This is a genomic window from Thermostichus sp. MS-CIW-23 (assembly GCF_054059455.1).
The window spans coordinates 89,426-104,344 of the sequence record NZ_JBSSCC010000004.1 but is presented as its reverse complement, the minus strand read 5'-3'; the positions used below and the strand labels follow the sequence as shown (position 1 = coordinate 104,344).

Sequence of the window (14,919 nt, the reverse complement as noted above, 5' to 3'; positions counted from 1 at the left end):
GCTGAACACTGCTGAACATCACTGTTCAACTATGCAGCGATAGCATTCTGTTTGTTTCCAAACAGAATGGCGGTATCCCGCAAAGCTTTGAGTAGAATACCCAAAGCGCAGTTTCCGTGTCGTCTTACTACCAATTTTCTGCTTTGCTTTGGCTACCATGTTGGCAGACTCGAAAGTAAACAGAAAGATCAACTGGTAGTAATCCGTACTGAACATATTATACATTATTTTCAGTATAGTTGAGCTTATTATTGACTAGAGTCATGCTCACACAAATTGGCCTGGATCACCTCTCGATATTGGGACTTGGGCTTAACGCCCACCAACTGGGCCACCAGCGTCTTGTTTTTGAAAAATTGCACCGTCGGGGTACCCGCCACCCCCCCTGCCTCTGCAATCTCCGGATCTTTCTCAATATCGATCTCCACCACGTGCAGCTTGTCCGAGAACTCATCGATGATCCTGTTCAAGATCGGCTTGAGGGCATGACAAGGGGCACAGGTGGGGGCGGTGTACTTGACCATGAGCAGGCGATCGCTTTCGTGGTAGAGTCGCCGCAGGGCATAGCTCCCCTCATGGCAAGTCTTGCTGAAGTCTAAGTCATCCTGTCCATTCTCCTCAAAGCTGGCCTCCTCAACAGCAGGATCCCCAGCAGACTCTGCCGCAGAAGTCGCAGCAGGGCTGGGTTCAGGATGGCTTTGGGGAAGGACGTGATACTCCTGGGCCAAGCCGTGTTCCGAGAGCCAACGCTCTGCCAACATGGCCGCCATACAGCCGGTGCCGGCGGCGGTGATGGCCTGACGAAACTCGTGATCCTGCACGTCGCCGGCGGCAAACACCCCCTCCACACTGGTGGCCACGGATCCCGGGCGGGTGACGATGTAGCCGACTTCATCCAGTTCCAGTTGTCCTTTGAACAAGTCGGTGTTGGGCTTGTGGCCAATGGCATAAAATAGGCCACCCACTGACATCTCGCGTATTTCGCCGGTTTGGTTGTTCCGCACTTTCACCCCGGTCAGGCGCAGGCCGTCGCCCATCACTTCCACCGCCTCGGTGTTCCAGTGCACAGTGATCTTGGGGTTGTTGAGAACACGATCCTGCATGGCCTTGCTGGCCCGCATTTTGTCGCTGCGCACCAGCATGTGCACGTGGGATCCAAACTTGGTCAGGTAGGTGGCCTCCTCACAGGCAGTATCGCCGCCGCCGATCACCACCAATTCCACCCCTCTGAACATGGGCATAGCCCCATCGCAGACAGCACAAGCTGACATGCCCCGGTTCCAGTAGGTCTCCTCCCCCGGCAGGTGTAGGCGCTTGGCTGTGGCCCCGGTGGCGATGATCAGGCTGTGGGTGCGCAATTCCCGCTCGTCAGAACGGACGACAAAGGGCCGCTGGCTTAAATCCACAAAGGTGACATCTTCGGTGTAAAGTTCTGCCCCCCACCGCTGCGCTTGAGCCCGCATGTTCTTCATCAGTTGGGGGCCGGTGATGCCCTCGGGAAAGCCCGGAAAGTTCTCCACCTCGGTGGTGGTCATCAGTTGCCCGCCCGGGATCCCGCCCGCCTGGAACCCCTCAAACACAACCGGCTTCAGGTTGGCACGCCCAGCGTAAATGGCTGCTGTAAACCCAGCAGGGCCGGAGCCGATAATCACCACATTCTCAACCCGACTTTGCTCTGTCATCCGATGTCTCTCCTTCTGCAATGGGAATAAAAGCCAAACTCATAACGACTACGCTTTAGCTTAACACCCCTTGGCGAACCGGTCGAGGCCGAGGCCTATTAGCCTCATTTTCGCTCGCCTCAGGCCATTGGGGCCTTTTTTGCCCATCCCATAGGGTTATCTCTGCCCAGAGGTTGGCCAAGTGGCGGCCATTGCCCAAGTTTTGGATCCCCAACACCCAATCCCGGTTGACCCAAGCCACAAGGAAAAGAGGTGTCTGAGATGGCCAGCAATTTGGTCTTGGTCAGAAAGCGGAGCTCAAATGAATTTTGTATCAGAAACTACAAAATACCCGTGTTGGCCTTTCTAGGATGAGTGAGCGTTTTTGGCCTGTCTGGGTCGAAGCGTGGGGATCACCTGCTGGGATCCCATTTGTTTCAGCCACAGTTCCCCCAGTCTTAACCGCAACCCAATCAGGAGAGAGTAATGGCATCCACGCCCCAAGAAGTGCTTCAGATGATCCAGGACAACAACGTCCAGATAGTGGATCTCAAGTTTGTGGATATCTTTGGCACCTGGCAGCATGTTTCCTTCCACACCTCGATGATCAAGGAAGAAACCTTCACCGAGGGGCTTCCCTTTGACGGATCCAGTATCCGGGGCTGGAAAGCGATCAACGAGTCGGACATGTACATGGTGCCGGATCCCAAGACGGCTTGGATCGATCCCTTTCTGGAGGTGCCCACCCTCAGCATAACTTGCAGCATTGTTGAGCCGCGCACCGGCCAGCCTTATAGCCGTTGTCCCCGCAGCCTTGCCGCCCGTGCCGTTGCCTATCTGCAATCGACGGGCATTGCCGATACTGCCTACTTCGGGCCGGAGGCAGAGTTTTTCATCTTTGAGGATGTTCGTTTCGACCAAACCCAAAACTCGGCCTACTACTTCGTGGATTCCATCGAAGGTCGCTGGAACTCGGGCCGCGAGGAGAAAGGTGGCAACCTGGGCTACAAGCCTCGCTACAAAGAGGGCTATTTCCCGGCCCCGCCCACCGATGCCCATCAAAACATCCGCACCGAGATGCTGCTGACCATGGGCAAGTTGGGGGTGCCCATCGAGAAGCATCACCACGAGGTGGCTACCGGCGGGCAAGGGGAGTTGGGCTATCGCTTTGCCGATCTGATCACGGCTGCCGACTACATGATGGTTTACAAATACGTGCTCCGGAACGTGGCCCGCAAGCACGGCAAAACCGTCACCTTCATGCCCAAGCCCCTATTTAACGACAACGGCACTGGCATGCACACCCACCAGTCCCTCTGGAAGGATGGTCAGCCTTTGTTCTATAGCGAAGGCACCTATGCCAACCTGAGCGAGACGGCTCTCTACTACATCGGTGGCCTGCTCAAGCATGCCCCGGCGATCCTGGCCTTCACCAACCCCACCACCAACTCCTACAAGCGCTTGGTGCCCGGTTTTGAGGCGCCGGTGAACCTGGCTTACTCCCAGGGCAACCGTTCCGCCGCCATTCGCATTCCGGTGACCGGCAACAATCCCAAGGCCAAGCGTCTGGAGTTCCGCTGCCCGGATGCCACCTGCAACCCCTACATCGCCTTTTCGGCCATGCTGATGGCTGGCCTGGACGGGATCAAGAATAAGATCCATCCCGGCGAGCCCTTGGACAAAGATATCTACGATCTGGAGCCGGAAGAGCTGGCCAAGATCCCTTCCACGCCTGGATCCCTGCTGGATGCCCTGGAAAACCTGCAGAAGGATCATGCCTTCTTGCTGGAGGGAGGCGTCTTCACCGAAGATCTGATCCAGACCTACATCGAGTACAAGATCGACAACGAGATCAACCCCATGAATCTGCGGCCTCACCCCTACGAGTTCGCCCTTTACTTCGACGCCTAAGCGGTGTGGCCGATTCTGCAGCGGGATCCCTGATGGGATCCCGTTTTTTTCCGAGGAAATAGCACCCCTCAATTGTGGATCCCTTGGGCAACTTAGCTACTTTTGGTCAACAGCACCTCGTGCCAGCGTTGAAGCGTCCTGTGCCGTCCATCGACCTGAGGAAGCTCAACCCAGAAACCAAAAGGGGATCCCCAGCCGGGATCCCTTCTCGCTGAGCTCATGCCAGAGCATCAACAGTTACGGGCAGATCAGCTCATGCTGACACGGCTACGGTCGTAGTTGAGCCGAAAGGTGGGATGCACTTTTCCTTGGATGCGGTTCCAGAAGTTGCGCACGTTGACATGCAGGCCAATCTGCTCTGTACCGCGGAGCAGCATGGATTGCTGGCGAATCCGAATCAAGCGTTGATGGCTCATCATCAAGCGGCGAGACAGCTCATCCAAGACATGAGAACGGCCATTGGCAGCCACCGGGGCAGATGCCTCTGCCGTCTGAACGGGTTGAGCCGGCCCTTCGGCCGCCTTGAGATGATGAGCAACACCCCGATAGAGCAGGTCAAGGTTGGTGGGCAAAACCACCGGCTTGCTCAGGTGGCGGAACCGCCAGTCCAGCCCCCGGTAACGACCCCCCACTTTGCCGGGAGAAACCGCTGCAGTTGCAGAAGAGGGGGTGTAATCGACGCCACGGTAAAAGAGTGCCATGATCTTCGCCTCCAATGAGTTGAGTTTTCATCCGTTCGCCTTCTCCTGAGAGACAAGAGAAGCCACACGGTTACCAGAAGAGTTGAGGCGCGTTCCTTCGGGATCTCTCCCTACTTCCGTCCTCTGGCCGTGATGTCGCTCTACCTACATTAACGAGCCGCCCAGCACGCGAGAGGATGAACGATTTCTATCTACGTTCTGTATTATAAGCTACGGTTTTTGGGTGTTGCCAGCAACTTTTAACAAAAATTTCCACTGAGTTTCTGGCCAGCTTCCTCTAATCGGGACTAGTCAGCCGGGATCCCTGGGGGAAGTAAGGTGCAGGGCTTGGGGCCAGGTTCTCCACTCTGTCCGAGATGCCAGAGGAAGCATTATCGTGGAAGAATCCTCAGGATTGGCTACAAAAGTTCACATTCCTTGGTGGGTGCCCTGTGCAGGAAGACTTTCGTCTGATTTTGGACATCGTGACGGTATTGGCGGCAGCGGCAGCGGGTGGATTTTTGGCCTCACTGCTGAGGCAGCCGGTGTTGCTCGGCTACTTACTGGCCGGGATCTTAGTGGGGCCCACCGGGTTGGGGTGGATCAAAGAGTTGGTTCAGGTGGAAACCTTGGCCCAGTTTGGGGTGACCTTTTTGCTGTTCACCTTGGGGGTGGAGTTTTCCCTGAAAGAATTGCGCAAAGTGCGGGGGATCGCCATTGGCGGCGGCATTTTGCAAATCAGCCTGACGATTTTGATCACGGCGGTGCTGGCAGTGGTCAGCGGCTGGTTGACGCCGGTGCAAGGGATCTTTTTGGGGGCCGTGCTCTCCTTGTCTTCCACGGCGGTGGTGCTCAAAAGCCTCACCGAGACCAACCAGATGGACACTCCCCAAGCCCAAGCCATGTTGGGGATCCTGATTGTGCAGGACTTGGCGGTGGGGCTGATGCTGGCGGTGTTGCCGGCTTTGGATTGTCCCTTGCCGGAGCTGGCGGGATCCCTGGCCAGGGCCTTGGCAGAAATCGGCTTGGTGGGGCTGGGGGCGGTGGTAGGCGGGATTTGGCTGGTTCCCGGTTTCCTGCGTCTGCTGGCTCAGCAGGAGAGCAAAGAGGTGTTTCTGCTGGGGGTGATCAGCCTCTGCGTGGGGATTGCCCTGTTGACGGAGCGGCTGGGCATTTCCAGCGAGATTGGGGCCTTCATTGCCGGGCTGATGATCTCGGAGGTGGAATACGCCGACCAAACCCTGGACTATGTGGAGCCTTTGCGGGATGTGTTTGCCGCTCTCTTTTTTGCGGCCATCGGCATGCTCATCGATCCCAGCTTTATCCTCGGCCATCTGTTGCTGATCCTGGGGCTGGTGGGGCTGGTGATGGTGGGCAAGTTTTGCATCGTGGCTCCCTTGGCGCGGCTGTTTGGCTACACTCTGCCGGCAGCGGTGGTGGTGGGGCTGGGCTTATCGCAAATCGGCGAATTTTCCTTTGTGCTGGCCAGCGAGGGGCAGGCGTTGGGGTTGGTGTCGCGACAGATCTATTTGTTGATTGTCAGCACTACAGCCGTTACCCTTCTGCTCACCCCCTTTCTGCTGAGGGGCGCTCCTCGACTGTTTTCCGGGCTACACGGGATCCCCTTCTTGGCCCGTTGGTTGGAATTGGGCGAGCGGCCTCGTGCTCTGGCCCCTGAGGCTCCTCAACAGGGGCATGTGGTGGTGTGCGGCTATGGGCAGGTGGGGCAAGATATTGTGCGCATTCTGGAAGCCCGTCGTCACCCCCTCTTGGTTATCGATCAGTCAGAACGGGTGATCCAACACCTGCGTTCCCGTGGGATCCCTTACTTGTATGGGAATGCCGCCAGCGCCTTGGTGCTGGAGAAAGCTTGCCTGCCCCAGGCCCGCGCTCTGGTCATTGCCCTGCCGGATCGCATGAGCATCCGCCTCTGCCTAAAACGAGCTCTGGAGTTGGCGCCGCGATTGGATGTGGTGGTGCGAGCTACCGACAAGGAAGACATCGAACAGCTCTATCAGTTGGGGGCCAGAGAAGTTGTCCATCCCGAATTCGAGGCCAGCTTGGGTCTGTGCAGCCATGTGTTGCTGGAATTGGGAGAACCCCCAGACATCATTCAGCAGGAGATCCTGGCCATTCGCAGCAGCCACTACCGCGATCTGCGCCCTCTCCACCCCAGTTGCCTGATCCCTGCCCCCCTCAGTTGGCTAACGCAGCAGGCCCAACCCCTATCCCCAGAAAGCCCTGCCAACAGTAGCCATGACAGCAGCCCGGCAGAATCTTCCTCGGCGTGGTGGGAACGCTGGCAGCGGCCCGTTCAGCCGGAATGGGCAGGGATCCCTGGCTCTGCCGAGTAGAGATTTGCACCTCAATCTTCGTAGTATCCTGCAAACTGGAGGTGTGGCCACTGCAAGTTGCAAGCCTCGGGACAGTTCCCCCGCTGCCTTTGCGGATGGAGACGCTGGGAGGTTTTCCAGAGGCAACGGAAAGGGTCCTCGGCGTTGCTCGGCACTCTGGGGGGAGGGGTGCCCCATCTGTTTCTGGCATAGGTTGCCATGCCGACCGTTAACTATCTGCGCATCAGCTTGATCGATCGCTGCAATTTCCGCTGCCAGTACTGCATGCCTGACGAGGCGGAGTTGACGTGGCTGCAAGCCCCAGAGCGTTTAACGGATGAGGAAATCCTCACGTTGGTTCGAGAGGTGTTTTTGCCGTTGGGGATCGATTGCTTTCGCCTCACCGGCGGCGAGCCCCTGCTCAGGCTGGGGCTGGAGCACCTCATCCGGGCTCTATGCAGCCTGCCTGGGGTGAGAGATGTGGCCCTTACCACCAACGGCTTCAACCTCAGCCAAAAAGCTCAACTCCTCTATGAAGCGGGGTTGCGCCGCATCAACATCAGCTTTGATTCCCTCAACCCCGAGACCTTTCGACTGATCACGGGGCGGGATCGCTGGCGGCAGGTCTGGGCCGGGATCCAAGTTGCCCACCAAGTGGGGTTTGATCCCCTCAAGTTGAATGTGGTGGTGATCCCTGGGCTCAACGAATCGGAAGTGGAAGATCTGGCTGCCCTTACCCTGGAGCGGCAATGGCATGTGCGCTTCATCGAGTTTATGCCCATTGGCAATGCCGCCCTCTTTCAGCAGGCCGGCTGGGTGGAGTCTGAGGTGCTGCGACAGCGAATTCGCGCTCGCTTTGGCCTGGAACCTGGGTTTGTGGCCGGCAATGGGCCGGCGGATGTGTTTCGAATCCCGGGGGCAAAAGGCACCTTGGGCTTTATCAGCCAGATGTCGGAGTGCTTTTGTGATCGATGCAACCGCATGCGGCTATCCAGCGACGGTTGGCTGCGCCCTTGCCTGCTCAACGAATCCGGCCAAATCAACCTGCGGGATCCGCTGCGAGCTGGGATCCCTGCCGAAAGGCTAAGACAGCAGGTGCGAGAACTGCTGGACATCAAGCCGGACATCAACTTCAAAGGACGGGACACCGGCAGCCAGGGATCCTACCGGCGCACCATGTCTCAGATTGGCGGCTAGCGGGGATAAGGGATCCGCAAAAGCTGGTTGACCGGTGGGTGGGCCACCTGCAACTGTTTCCCATCCGGCCACTGGATCTGGATTTCCTTGACCCCTGTTTCGGATCCCAGGCCAAAGTGGGCCACCGGCTCCATCTGACAGAGGTAGCCGCTGCCGGCGTCGATGGCCTGGATCTGGGTACGGGTGGAGGTGAGCAGCCTTACCAACGCGCCGCGGGCCGGGGCTCCCTGGCGGGTGAGGGGCAGAACCCTCAGCCAGTTGTTGGCATTGGCCTGAGGGCGATAGAAGCTGAGAGGCTGGGCGCCAGACTCCCCATGGGCAATCAACAATTCTAGACGACCATCCCCATCCACATCGGCCACCGCTGCTCCTGTCCCCAATCCCTGCGGCTCGGCAGCATCTCCAATGTCGATGGCTTGCCAACGGCCTGAGCGCCAAGCAAACAGACGGTTGGGCTCGCCGATGTTGTTGAAAAACAGCTCTGGGTAGCCGTCGTTGTCGAAGTCGGCAGCGATGACCGTGCGAATGCGGGAGGGCCTAGCCAACTCCGGGGGGGCTACATCCTTAAAAAAACCGCCGGGGGTCTGGATCCAGAGGCGATGGGGGCCTTCCCAGTTGCCATAGAGCAAATCCAGCCGTCCATCCCCATCCAGATCCACCGCTGCCACGCCGCGCCCATGCTCGTCGGGATCTGCTAGGCCCACCTCAGCGGCAATCTCTTCAAAGGTGCCATCTCCCCGGTTGCGAAACAGAAAGTTAGGTCCCTGCTCATTGACGGCAAAAATGTCCATCCGCTGCGAGACCAAGGGCACGGCCACCAACCCCCGCCCGCCCGTCACCCGATTGAGTCTCGCTTCTGGCGCCACATCGGCGATCATTTGGTTAGGGCCCAACTCGTAGAGGCGCATAGGGCCGCCGTAGTTGGCTACGAAAAATCCATAGCTCCCCTGGCCAAGACGATCCACACAAGCTACAGAGCGACCTGCGGTCAAGTTGAGGGCATCTTGGTTTTGCGGCAGGGAGAACAGGTCCACCCAGGCGGATCCCTGCCAGTCGAAGAGGCGATCCCCAAAGCGCTTGCGCCCGCCGAAGGTATCGGTGTTCAAGACATAAAGTTCTTCCTGCCCGTCTCCGTCAAAGTCGGCGGCAGCCACCCCAATTGCCATGCGCCCTGCATCGGCCAGGGTGTCGTCTGCTTGATCCACCAGGGCTTGCCCATCCCACTTCAAGACTCGATTGGAGCCGCGGAACCCGCACACAAACAGCTCAAAGGCCCCATCCCGATCCAAATCGCAAGCGGCAACCCCGTAGAAAAGGGCAGGTGGGTTGAAGCGGATCTGCGAGCTGCAATCTTGAAACATGGGGATCCCATCGGAGAACAATAGGAACTGGTGGAGCTTCCAGCTCTGATGGTATGCTGGATCTTCGCTGGAACTTCCCCTTCAACCATGCCACGCATCAAATCTGCCATCAAGCGCGTTCAGATCGCAGAGCGTAATCGGCTGCGCAATAAAGCCACCAAAGCCATGGTGCGCGCTCTGATGAAGAAAGTGATCTCCCTCTCAACTGCCTATGCCGCCAACCCACAGCAAGAAACTCTGCAGGAAATCCAGGCGGCGATGAGTGCTGCTTTCAGCCGCATTGATAAAGCTGCCAAAACCGGCGTCCTGCACAAAAACACAGCCGCTCGTCGTAAGGCTCGGCTGGCCCGGATTGTGAAGCTATCTATGGCTTCCTCGGAAAAATCCCAGGCTGAGGCTTTGGGTGGGCGTGATTGACTTCTCCTGCTGCTTCGGAAGTGGTGCTTGTGCGGGATTTCAGCTAGAAATCGCAGGAGCCCCGCACTGTACCCGTAGGGTCAGTGCCGTGAGGAATGCGCTTTGATGAAGTACAATGGACTTATGAGCCAAGTCCTGACCGTCTCCTGTAAGCTCAAGGCGTTCCCGTCACAAGCCGCCAAATTGGACGCGACGATGGATGTCTTTGTGCAGGCATTGAACTGGGTCAACCAGAACACGCCGGAGAAGATCGTCAACGCGGTCAAGTTGCAATCCCTTTGCTACTACGAGATTCGAGCTCGGTTCGGCTTGTCCAGTAACTTGGCTCAACAGGTGTGCAGACGGGTGGCGGGCGCTCGCAAAGTGGCGAGACAGAGCAACCGTCCGGTTAAAGAGTTCAAGCGTAGGTTCGTTACCTACGACGCACGTATCTTTTCATTCCGCGAGAAAGACTGGACGGTGTCGCTGACCACGGTTGAAGGGAGAGAACGCTTTGAGCTAGCCATTGGTAACTACCAGAGGGGAATGCTGGCTGGTTCCAACCCCAAATCTGCCACCCTAGTCCAGCGGAAGGATGGCTCCTACTACATCCAGATTTGCGTAGAGAAAAAACCACCCAAGCAACAAGATACCGACAAGGTGATCGGGGTGGACTTGGGAAGGACAGATATTGCCCATACGTCAGAGGGGGACAACTGGAATGGACAGCAGTTGAACAGAGTCCGCGACCACTACTCCCGGTTGAGGGCGGTACTCCAACGCAAAGCCAGTAAGGGCACACGCAGTTCGCGGCGCAGATGCAGAGAACTGTTGCAACGGCTGTCTGGCAAGGAGAGACGCTTTCAAGTGTGGGTCAATCATCGCATCTCCAAAGCTATTGTCTCTAGGGCAAAAGCTACCAACAGCGCTATTGCTCTGGAAGACTTGACAGGGATTCGGGAAAGGGTCAATCAACAGCCACGCAGCAAGACAGAGCGTAGGCGGGCAAATAGTTGGGCGTTTTATCAACTCCGTCAATTTTTGGAGTACAAGGCTCTGCGTGCGGGGGTTGCTCTGATTCTTGTGCCGCCTGCCTACACGTCGCAGACCTGCCACCGGTGTTTGCACATCCATCCCGACCCTGCGCAATCCTATCGCAGTGGTAAGTCGTTCAAGTGTGGGCACTGTGGATGGGAAGGGGATGCGGATTTGAATGGTGCGAATGTGATTGCGCTTTTGGGGGCTGTCGTAAACCAGCCTAGAGGTTCGGGCCTGTTTTGTTCTCTGGTAGAGCAGAGCAGGCTCAGGGCTACTGAAAGCCCGCTCCGTAACGCTTTAGCGGTCGGAGTCGGGTAGTTTACCCGCACGCAAACGAGATTTTGCCTCGGTGCCGGCAGGGATCCCAAGTGGCAGCCAAAGCCTAATCTTGAGTATCCAACCTGCGCACCAACCAGCGCCGCAGCGGATGCCACACCGGCAAGGATAGGATCCAGCGGGATTGCTGCTCCAGCATGAGACGCTCCACCGGATACAGGCCGAACAGCTCATAGCGGCTTTGGGCAATCAGGATCCCCATCGTGAAGCTGACACAGAGCAACAACCCCAAAGTCGGCCATCCTGGGCGGTGAAACAAGGCATATCGCAGGCCCGTCCAAGTAAAGTAATCCCACAGGCGGGCTATATCCGCTCGCAAAGCCCAAAGGCTAGGGATCCCGACCACCAGCCACAACAGGCCCAGAAAGATGAAGCTACCGCCGTGGTAGAGGCGCAACAGGCGCTTGGCTGCCGGAGACAGAGCTTGAGTGCCAGAGGCAGCTTTCTTTTCCGCAGCTGAGCCAGGATCAGGGAGCAAGGGCATGGGGATCCCAATTTTCGACACCTCAGCACCCATTTTGGACTTATCTCCGACGCAATAGCTCGGTTGCATGGGATCCTCGAACTCAAACGAGTACTTTTCTGCTTTCGGCTCGCCCATTTTAAGGGATCGATGCACAGGGAGCCCAGTTGTGGCTCTCCCGCTGCACAGCGCCATCCAAAAAGGCACTGATCAAAGCATCTGCTCAAAGCATCTGCCGTCTGCAAGTCTTCCTTATCCGTACAGTCAAGTTTCCTGAGAGACGCCCAGACGTCCCGTTCCAAGAGCTTGGCAGACGATCTCTTTGACGTTCATATCCTGAGCGAAAACCAACATTCCCACGGTGAAGGGATCCCGACCCGGCTCCCCAAGGCAAACCGCGCGATTTGCCCAAGCAACACTGCGGAAATCCAAGCCAGAGGCAGGTGGGCAGGGTTGGGGATTGGGAACTGGGTCGGGGATATAATGGCTCTGCATCCTTTTCTTCGGCCTTGCTAGCTCAATGGATAGAGCACCGACCTTCTAAGTCGATGGTTGCAGGTTCGAGTCCTGCGCAAGGCGCTGGCCTTGCCCTCTAAGCCTTGCTTGGGGTTTCCGACAAGCTGCCCTGATGGGGGCACCACACCTGAACCATCACCTGCCGAGAGTGGCTTTCTACCCGCAGGGATCCCTGCAGCAGCTCCACTGCCTTTTGAACCAGCGATAGACCCAAGCCGGTTCCCCCGGCGTTGCGGCAATCCAACTGGGGGAGGCGATAGAACTTTTCAAAAAGGCGGGGCAACGCTTCTGCAGGAATTTCCACCCCTGTATTGCGCACCGTGATCAGCCAGCCGGGACGGCCATTGGAGTTAGCCTGGCTCACACTCAAATAGATGCTTTCCCCAGTGGGGGTGTACTTACACGCATTGTTTAAAAGCTCGCTGACCACCCGCGACAAGAGGCTCTCATCTGTGTAGAGGGGCCAAAGGTCGGGATCCCATTCCACCTGAAACTGTTGGCCTTGCTGCGCAGCCCGCAGCCGGAAGGGCTCGGCAAGATTGGGGATCCATTCCTGGGGAGATAAACAGGTAAGTCTGAGGACTTTGTTTCCGGATTCGAGGGCTTGCAATTCCAACAGGTCGTTGATTAACTCCAGCTCGCGGTTGGTCTCCATCTCCAAAATTTGAAAGTAGCGCCTTTCCCGCTCGGTTAGGTTGGCTTTGGATAAAAACCCAATGGCCAGCTTCATGTTGGTGAGAGGTGTGCGCATTTCGTGGGAGACCATGTGCAGAAACTCATCTTTGAGTTGGTTGAGCTCCTGCAACTGTTGCACCTGACGCTGGATCGTTTGATAAAGACGTGCTTGGCGAATGGCAAGGGCGCATTGGCCGGCTACCCGTTGGATAAGCCGTTGTTCCCGCTCGGTAAATATCTGCCCCGGTGGACGGGATCCACAAATATTCCCCAAAACAAGCAGTTCCTCGTGTTGAGCTGTCAGATCCCTTTTGTCGCAAATGGGAGCGATGATCAGGGTGTAGCGGTCGTGGTTGGGCCAGCAGGGGTGATGGAAGTTGCTCAATTGGCAAAGCTGTCCGCGCTGGAGCTGACGAAGCACATGGGCGAAATCCGCAAACGAAACCTCCAGGGGGAAGCGCCGGATCCCTTCTCCGGCCAAATAGTCCACCGCCAAAACGCTGACCTGCCGCTCTGGGTCATACAGGGCAATGGTGCAATTGGATAGGTTCAAGCTCAGGGCCAATTCTCGGGCCACCGTTTCCAAGATTTTTTGTTCATCCAAAGTGGAGCGAATTTCTTCGGTGATGAGCTGGAGTAGCGCTTCGTCGTTGTAAGCTTGTTCGAGCTCTGCATTGCGCACCCGCACTTGGTAATCCAATTCAGCATTGGCCTGCTGCAGCTTTTGATAAAGTTCTGCCTGCTGAATGGCCACTGCCAGGTGCTCCCCGATAGCCTTGGCCAGCTCGATCTCGTCGGTTTGCCAATCCGGATCTGAGGTCAGGCGCCGCAGCGATAGCCCGCCCCACATTTGTTCCTGACAAGCCACCGGGATCACCAGCCAAGGGCCCAGTTGGTATTCTCGCTTCTCATAAATGGCAAAGGGATCGGCAATCTGCTCCGGATCCTGGACATGAAAAATTTGCAGCCGTTTCAAATGATCGAAAACCATAAAATCCCTGCTATCCGGCAGTCGCAGGTTCAGATTGTTGGGCAAATTAGGAAATCGGCTATGGCTGGCAATGCCCAACCACACGGCCTCAGCGGGCAGGTACTGATAAAGGGTAACTCGTGCTGCCTGCAACACTGCCCCCACTTCCCGCACCGCCACATCAAATAGGGTGGGTAAGTCCAGAGAGGTGTTGATGGCCTGAATGAGCTGATTAAACAGTCTTTCTCGCTGCAATTGCCGCTGCAGCTTCAGCTCGGCTTGCTTACGAGGGGTGATGTTTCTAATGATCATCAGGACTTGATCTTCCCCATAGGGGGCGATGCGAGCCTGCCGATATTGGGGCTGAGGGGATCCCTCTGGGCAGGGGTACTCGATCTCTTGAGCTTGCCGGGTTGCTAGGGCCAGCTCCAGATGCTCGCGAATGGCTTGGGCTGTGGGCTCTGCCGCACCGGCGCAGGCGACCTCAGGAAACAGCTCTTCAAGGGTTTTGCCCAAATAGTAGGCAGGGGGATGGGGGACAGAAAAATGGCTGGGCGGCTTGAACTCCAGACAGCGGCCCTGGCGATCCAGACAAAGCAGCATGTCGGGCAGAGCTTCCAGGATCTGGCGATGGCGACACTCCCGCTCAGCCAAGGTGATCTCTAATTGCTTGCGCTCGCTGATATCCAGGGTCACCCCGACAACCTGGCCGGGATCCCCTTTCGGCCCCAGCAGGACAACCCCCTGGGAAAGCTGCCAGCGCATCTGGCCGTCGGCCTGGTAAACCCGATATTCCACCGAAAAGTTGGGATCTCCCTCTACTGCCTTGGGCCCAAGCGTCTGAAAAGCTTCTCTCACCCTTTGGCGATCTTCCGGGTGAACGTGCTGCAAAAACACTTCCAGGGTGAAATCTTGGCCGGGATCCAGCCCGTATTTGGCCTTGCATTGGGGAGAGGCACTCAACTTCCAGGTGCGCAAATCCAGTTGCCAATAGCCCAGTTGGGTGGCTTCTAAGGCCAAATAGAGATGCTCTGGATAAAAGCTGCCGTCTCCTGGCCGCACTGGCACCAGGCGGTATCGAGTTGAAGCCATCTCCCTCACCAGATTCTATGAGCCCTGCCTCATTGTGGACGATTTTCAGGAGACGTGAGGGATCCTACTATTCGAACTGTTAGAAATTCCTAACCTTAAGCATGGCTTCAGGGTAACTCTTAGATATGTGTTCTCCGACACCAAACCTTCAACTTGAGCTGGAGCTGGACTTCAACTTCACGGGGAGAAGGCCTAGGGTCACACCCTGCTGATGCGACCGGGAGGCTTTGGGCCGGGCTTGTGGGAAAGGGGGGTGCCTCTGCTATAGTATCGTCAGTTGCATTTCGGAT

The 14,919-nt window shown here is 57.1% G+C and carries 11 protein-coding genes, 1 tRNA gene and 1 riboswitch; of the genes, 6 read left to right on the top strand and 6 right to left on the bottom strand.

Going from position 1 to position 14,919, the window contains the following annotated elements:
* Positions 1 to 248 precede the first annotated feature (248 nt).
* Positions 249 to 1,682, bottom strand: a complete 1,434-nt coding sequence (trxB, locus tag ACVW0B_RS02815) for a thioredoxin-disulfide reductase (RefSeq protein ID WP_457490893.1) — start codon at positions 1,680 to 1,682, stop codon at positions 249 to 251.
* A 465-nt stretch (positions 1,683 to 2,147) separates the two neighbouring features.
* Here trxB and glnA point away from each other — a divergent pair, with 465 nt between their 5' ends.
* Positions 2,148 to 3,572, top strand: a complete 1,425-nt coding sequence (gene glnA, locus ACVW0B_RS02810; protein ID WP_457383959.1) for a type I glutamate--ammonia ligase — start codon at positions 2,148 to 2,150, stop codon at positions 3,570 to 3,572.
* A 248-nt stretch (positions 3,573 to 3,820) separates the two neighbouring features.
* On the opposite strand, the gene ACVW0B_RS02805 is transcribed toward glnA, so the two are convergent.
* On the bottom strand, positions 3,821 to 4,273 hold the full coding sequence (locus ACVW0B_RS02805; protein ID WP_011434342.1) for a DUF4278 domain-containing protein: 453 nt from the start codon (positions 4,271 to 4,273) through the stop codon (positions 3,821 to 3,823).
* Positions 4,274 to 4,359: 86 nt separating this feature from the next.
* A riboswitch (Glutamine riboswitch) is annotated at positions 4,360 to 4,458 on the bottom strand.
* A 246-nt stretch (positions 4,459 to 4,704) separates the two neighbouring features.
* On the opposite strand from ACVW0B_RS02805, the gene ACVW0B_RS02800 reads away from it, so the two are divergent.
* Together ACVW0B_RS02800 and moaA are read left to right on the top strand one after the other, a co-directional pair.
* Positions 4,705 to 6,606, top strand: coding sequence for a cation:proton antiporter (locus tag ACVW0B_RS02800; RefSeq protein WP_457490892.1), 1,902 nt, complete (start codon positions 4,705 to 4,707; stop codon positions 6,604 to 6,606).
* A gap of 198 nt (positions 6,607 to 6,804) precedes the next feature.
* On the top strand, positions 6,805 to 7,782 hold the full coding sequence (gene moaA, locus ACVW0B_RS02795; protein ID WP_457490891.1) for a GTP 3',8-cyclase MoaA: 978 nt from the start codon (positions 6,805 to 6,807) through the stop codon (positions 7,780 to 7,782).
* Here the strand turns inward: moaA and ACVW0B_RS02790 are convergent.
* Positions 7,779 to 9,143, bottom strand: coding sequence for a CRTAC1 family protein (locus tag ACVW0B_RS02790; RefSeq protein WP_457383957.1), 1,365 nt, complete (start codon positions 9,141 to 9,143; stop codon positions 7,779 to 7,781). The genes moaA and ACVW0B_RS02790 overlap by 4 nt on opposite strands.
* An 87-nt stretch (positions 9,144 to 9,230) precedes the next feature.
* On the opposite strand from ACVW0B_RS02790, the gene rpsT reads away from it, so the two are divergent.
* Complete coding sequence (gene rpsT, locus ACVW0B_RS02785) at positions 9,231 to 9,560, top strand: 30S ribosomal protein S20 (protein ID WP_457490907.1); 330 nt, start codon at positions 9,231 to 9,233, stop codon at positions 9,558 to 9,560.
* A gap of 123 nt (positions 9,561 to 9,683) precedes the next feature.
* Positions 9,684 to 10,895: an RNA-guided endonuclease InsQ/TnpB family protein gene (locus ACVW0B_RS02780; RefSeq protein WP_457490890.1), complete on the top strand. Its 1,212-nt coding sequence runs from the start codon at positions 9,684 to 9,686 to the stop codon at positions 10,893 to 10,895.
* 64 nt (positions 10,896 to 10,959) lie between these two features.
* On the opposite strand, the gene ACVW0B_RS02775 is transcribed toward ACVW0B_RS02780, so the two are convergent.
* Both ACVW0B_RS02775 and ACVW0B_RS02770 read right to left on the bottom strand, forming a co-directional pair.
* Complete coding sequence (locus ACVW0B_RS02775; RefSeq protein WP_414341644.1) at positions 10,960 to 11,397, bottom strand: hypothetical protein; 438 nt, start codon at positions 11,395 to 11,397, stop codon at positions 10,960 to 10,962.
* A gap of 243 nt (positions 11,398 to 11,640) precedes the next feature.
* Positions 11,641 to 11,871: a hypothetical protein gene (locus tag ACVW0B_RS02770; protein WP_457482342.1), complete on the bottom strand. Its 231-nt coding sequence runs from the start codon at positions 11,869 to 11,871 to the stop codon at positions 11,641 to 11,643.
* An 11-nt stretch (positions 11,872 to 11,882) separates the two neighbouring features.
* Here ACVW0B_RS02770 and ACVW0B_RS02765 point away from each other — a divergent pair.
* Positions 11,883 to 11,955 (top strand) — tRNA-Arg (locus ACVW0B_RS02765).
* Positions 11,956 to 11,968: 13 nt separating this feature from the next.
* On the opposite strand, the gene ACVW0B_RS02760 is transcribed toward ACVW0B_RS02765, so the two are convergent.
* Positions 11,969 to 14,629, bottom strand: coding sequence for a sensor histidine kinase (locus tag ACVW0B_RS02760; protein WP_457482341.1), 2,661 nt, complete (start codon positions 14,627 to 14,629; stop codon positions 11,969 to 11,971).
* Positions 14,630 to 14,919 lie beyond the last annotated feature (290 nt).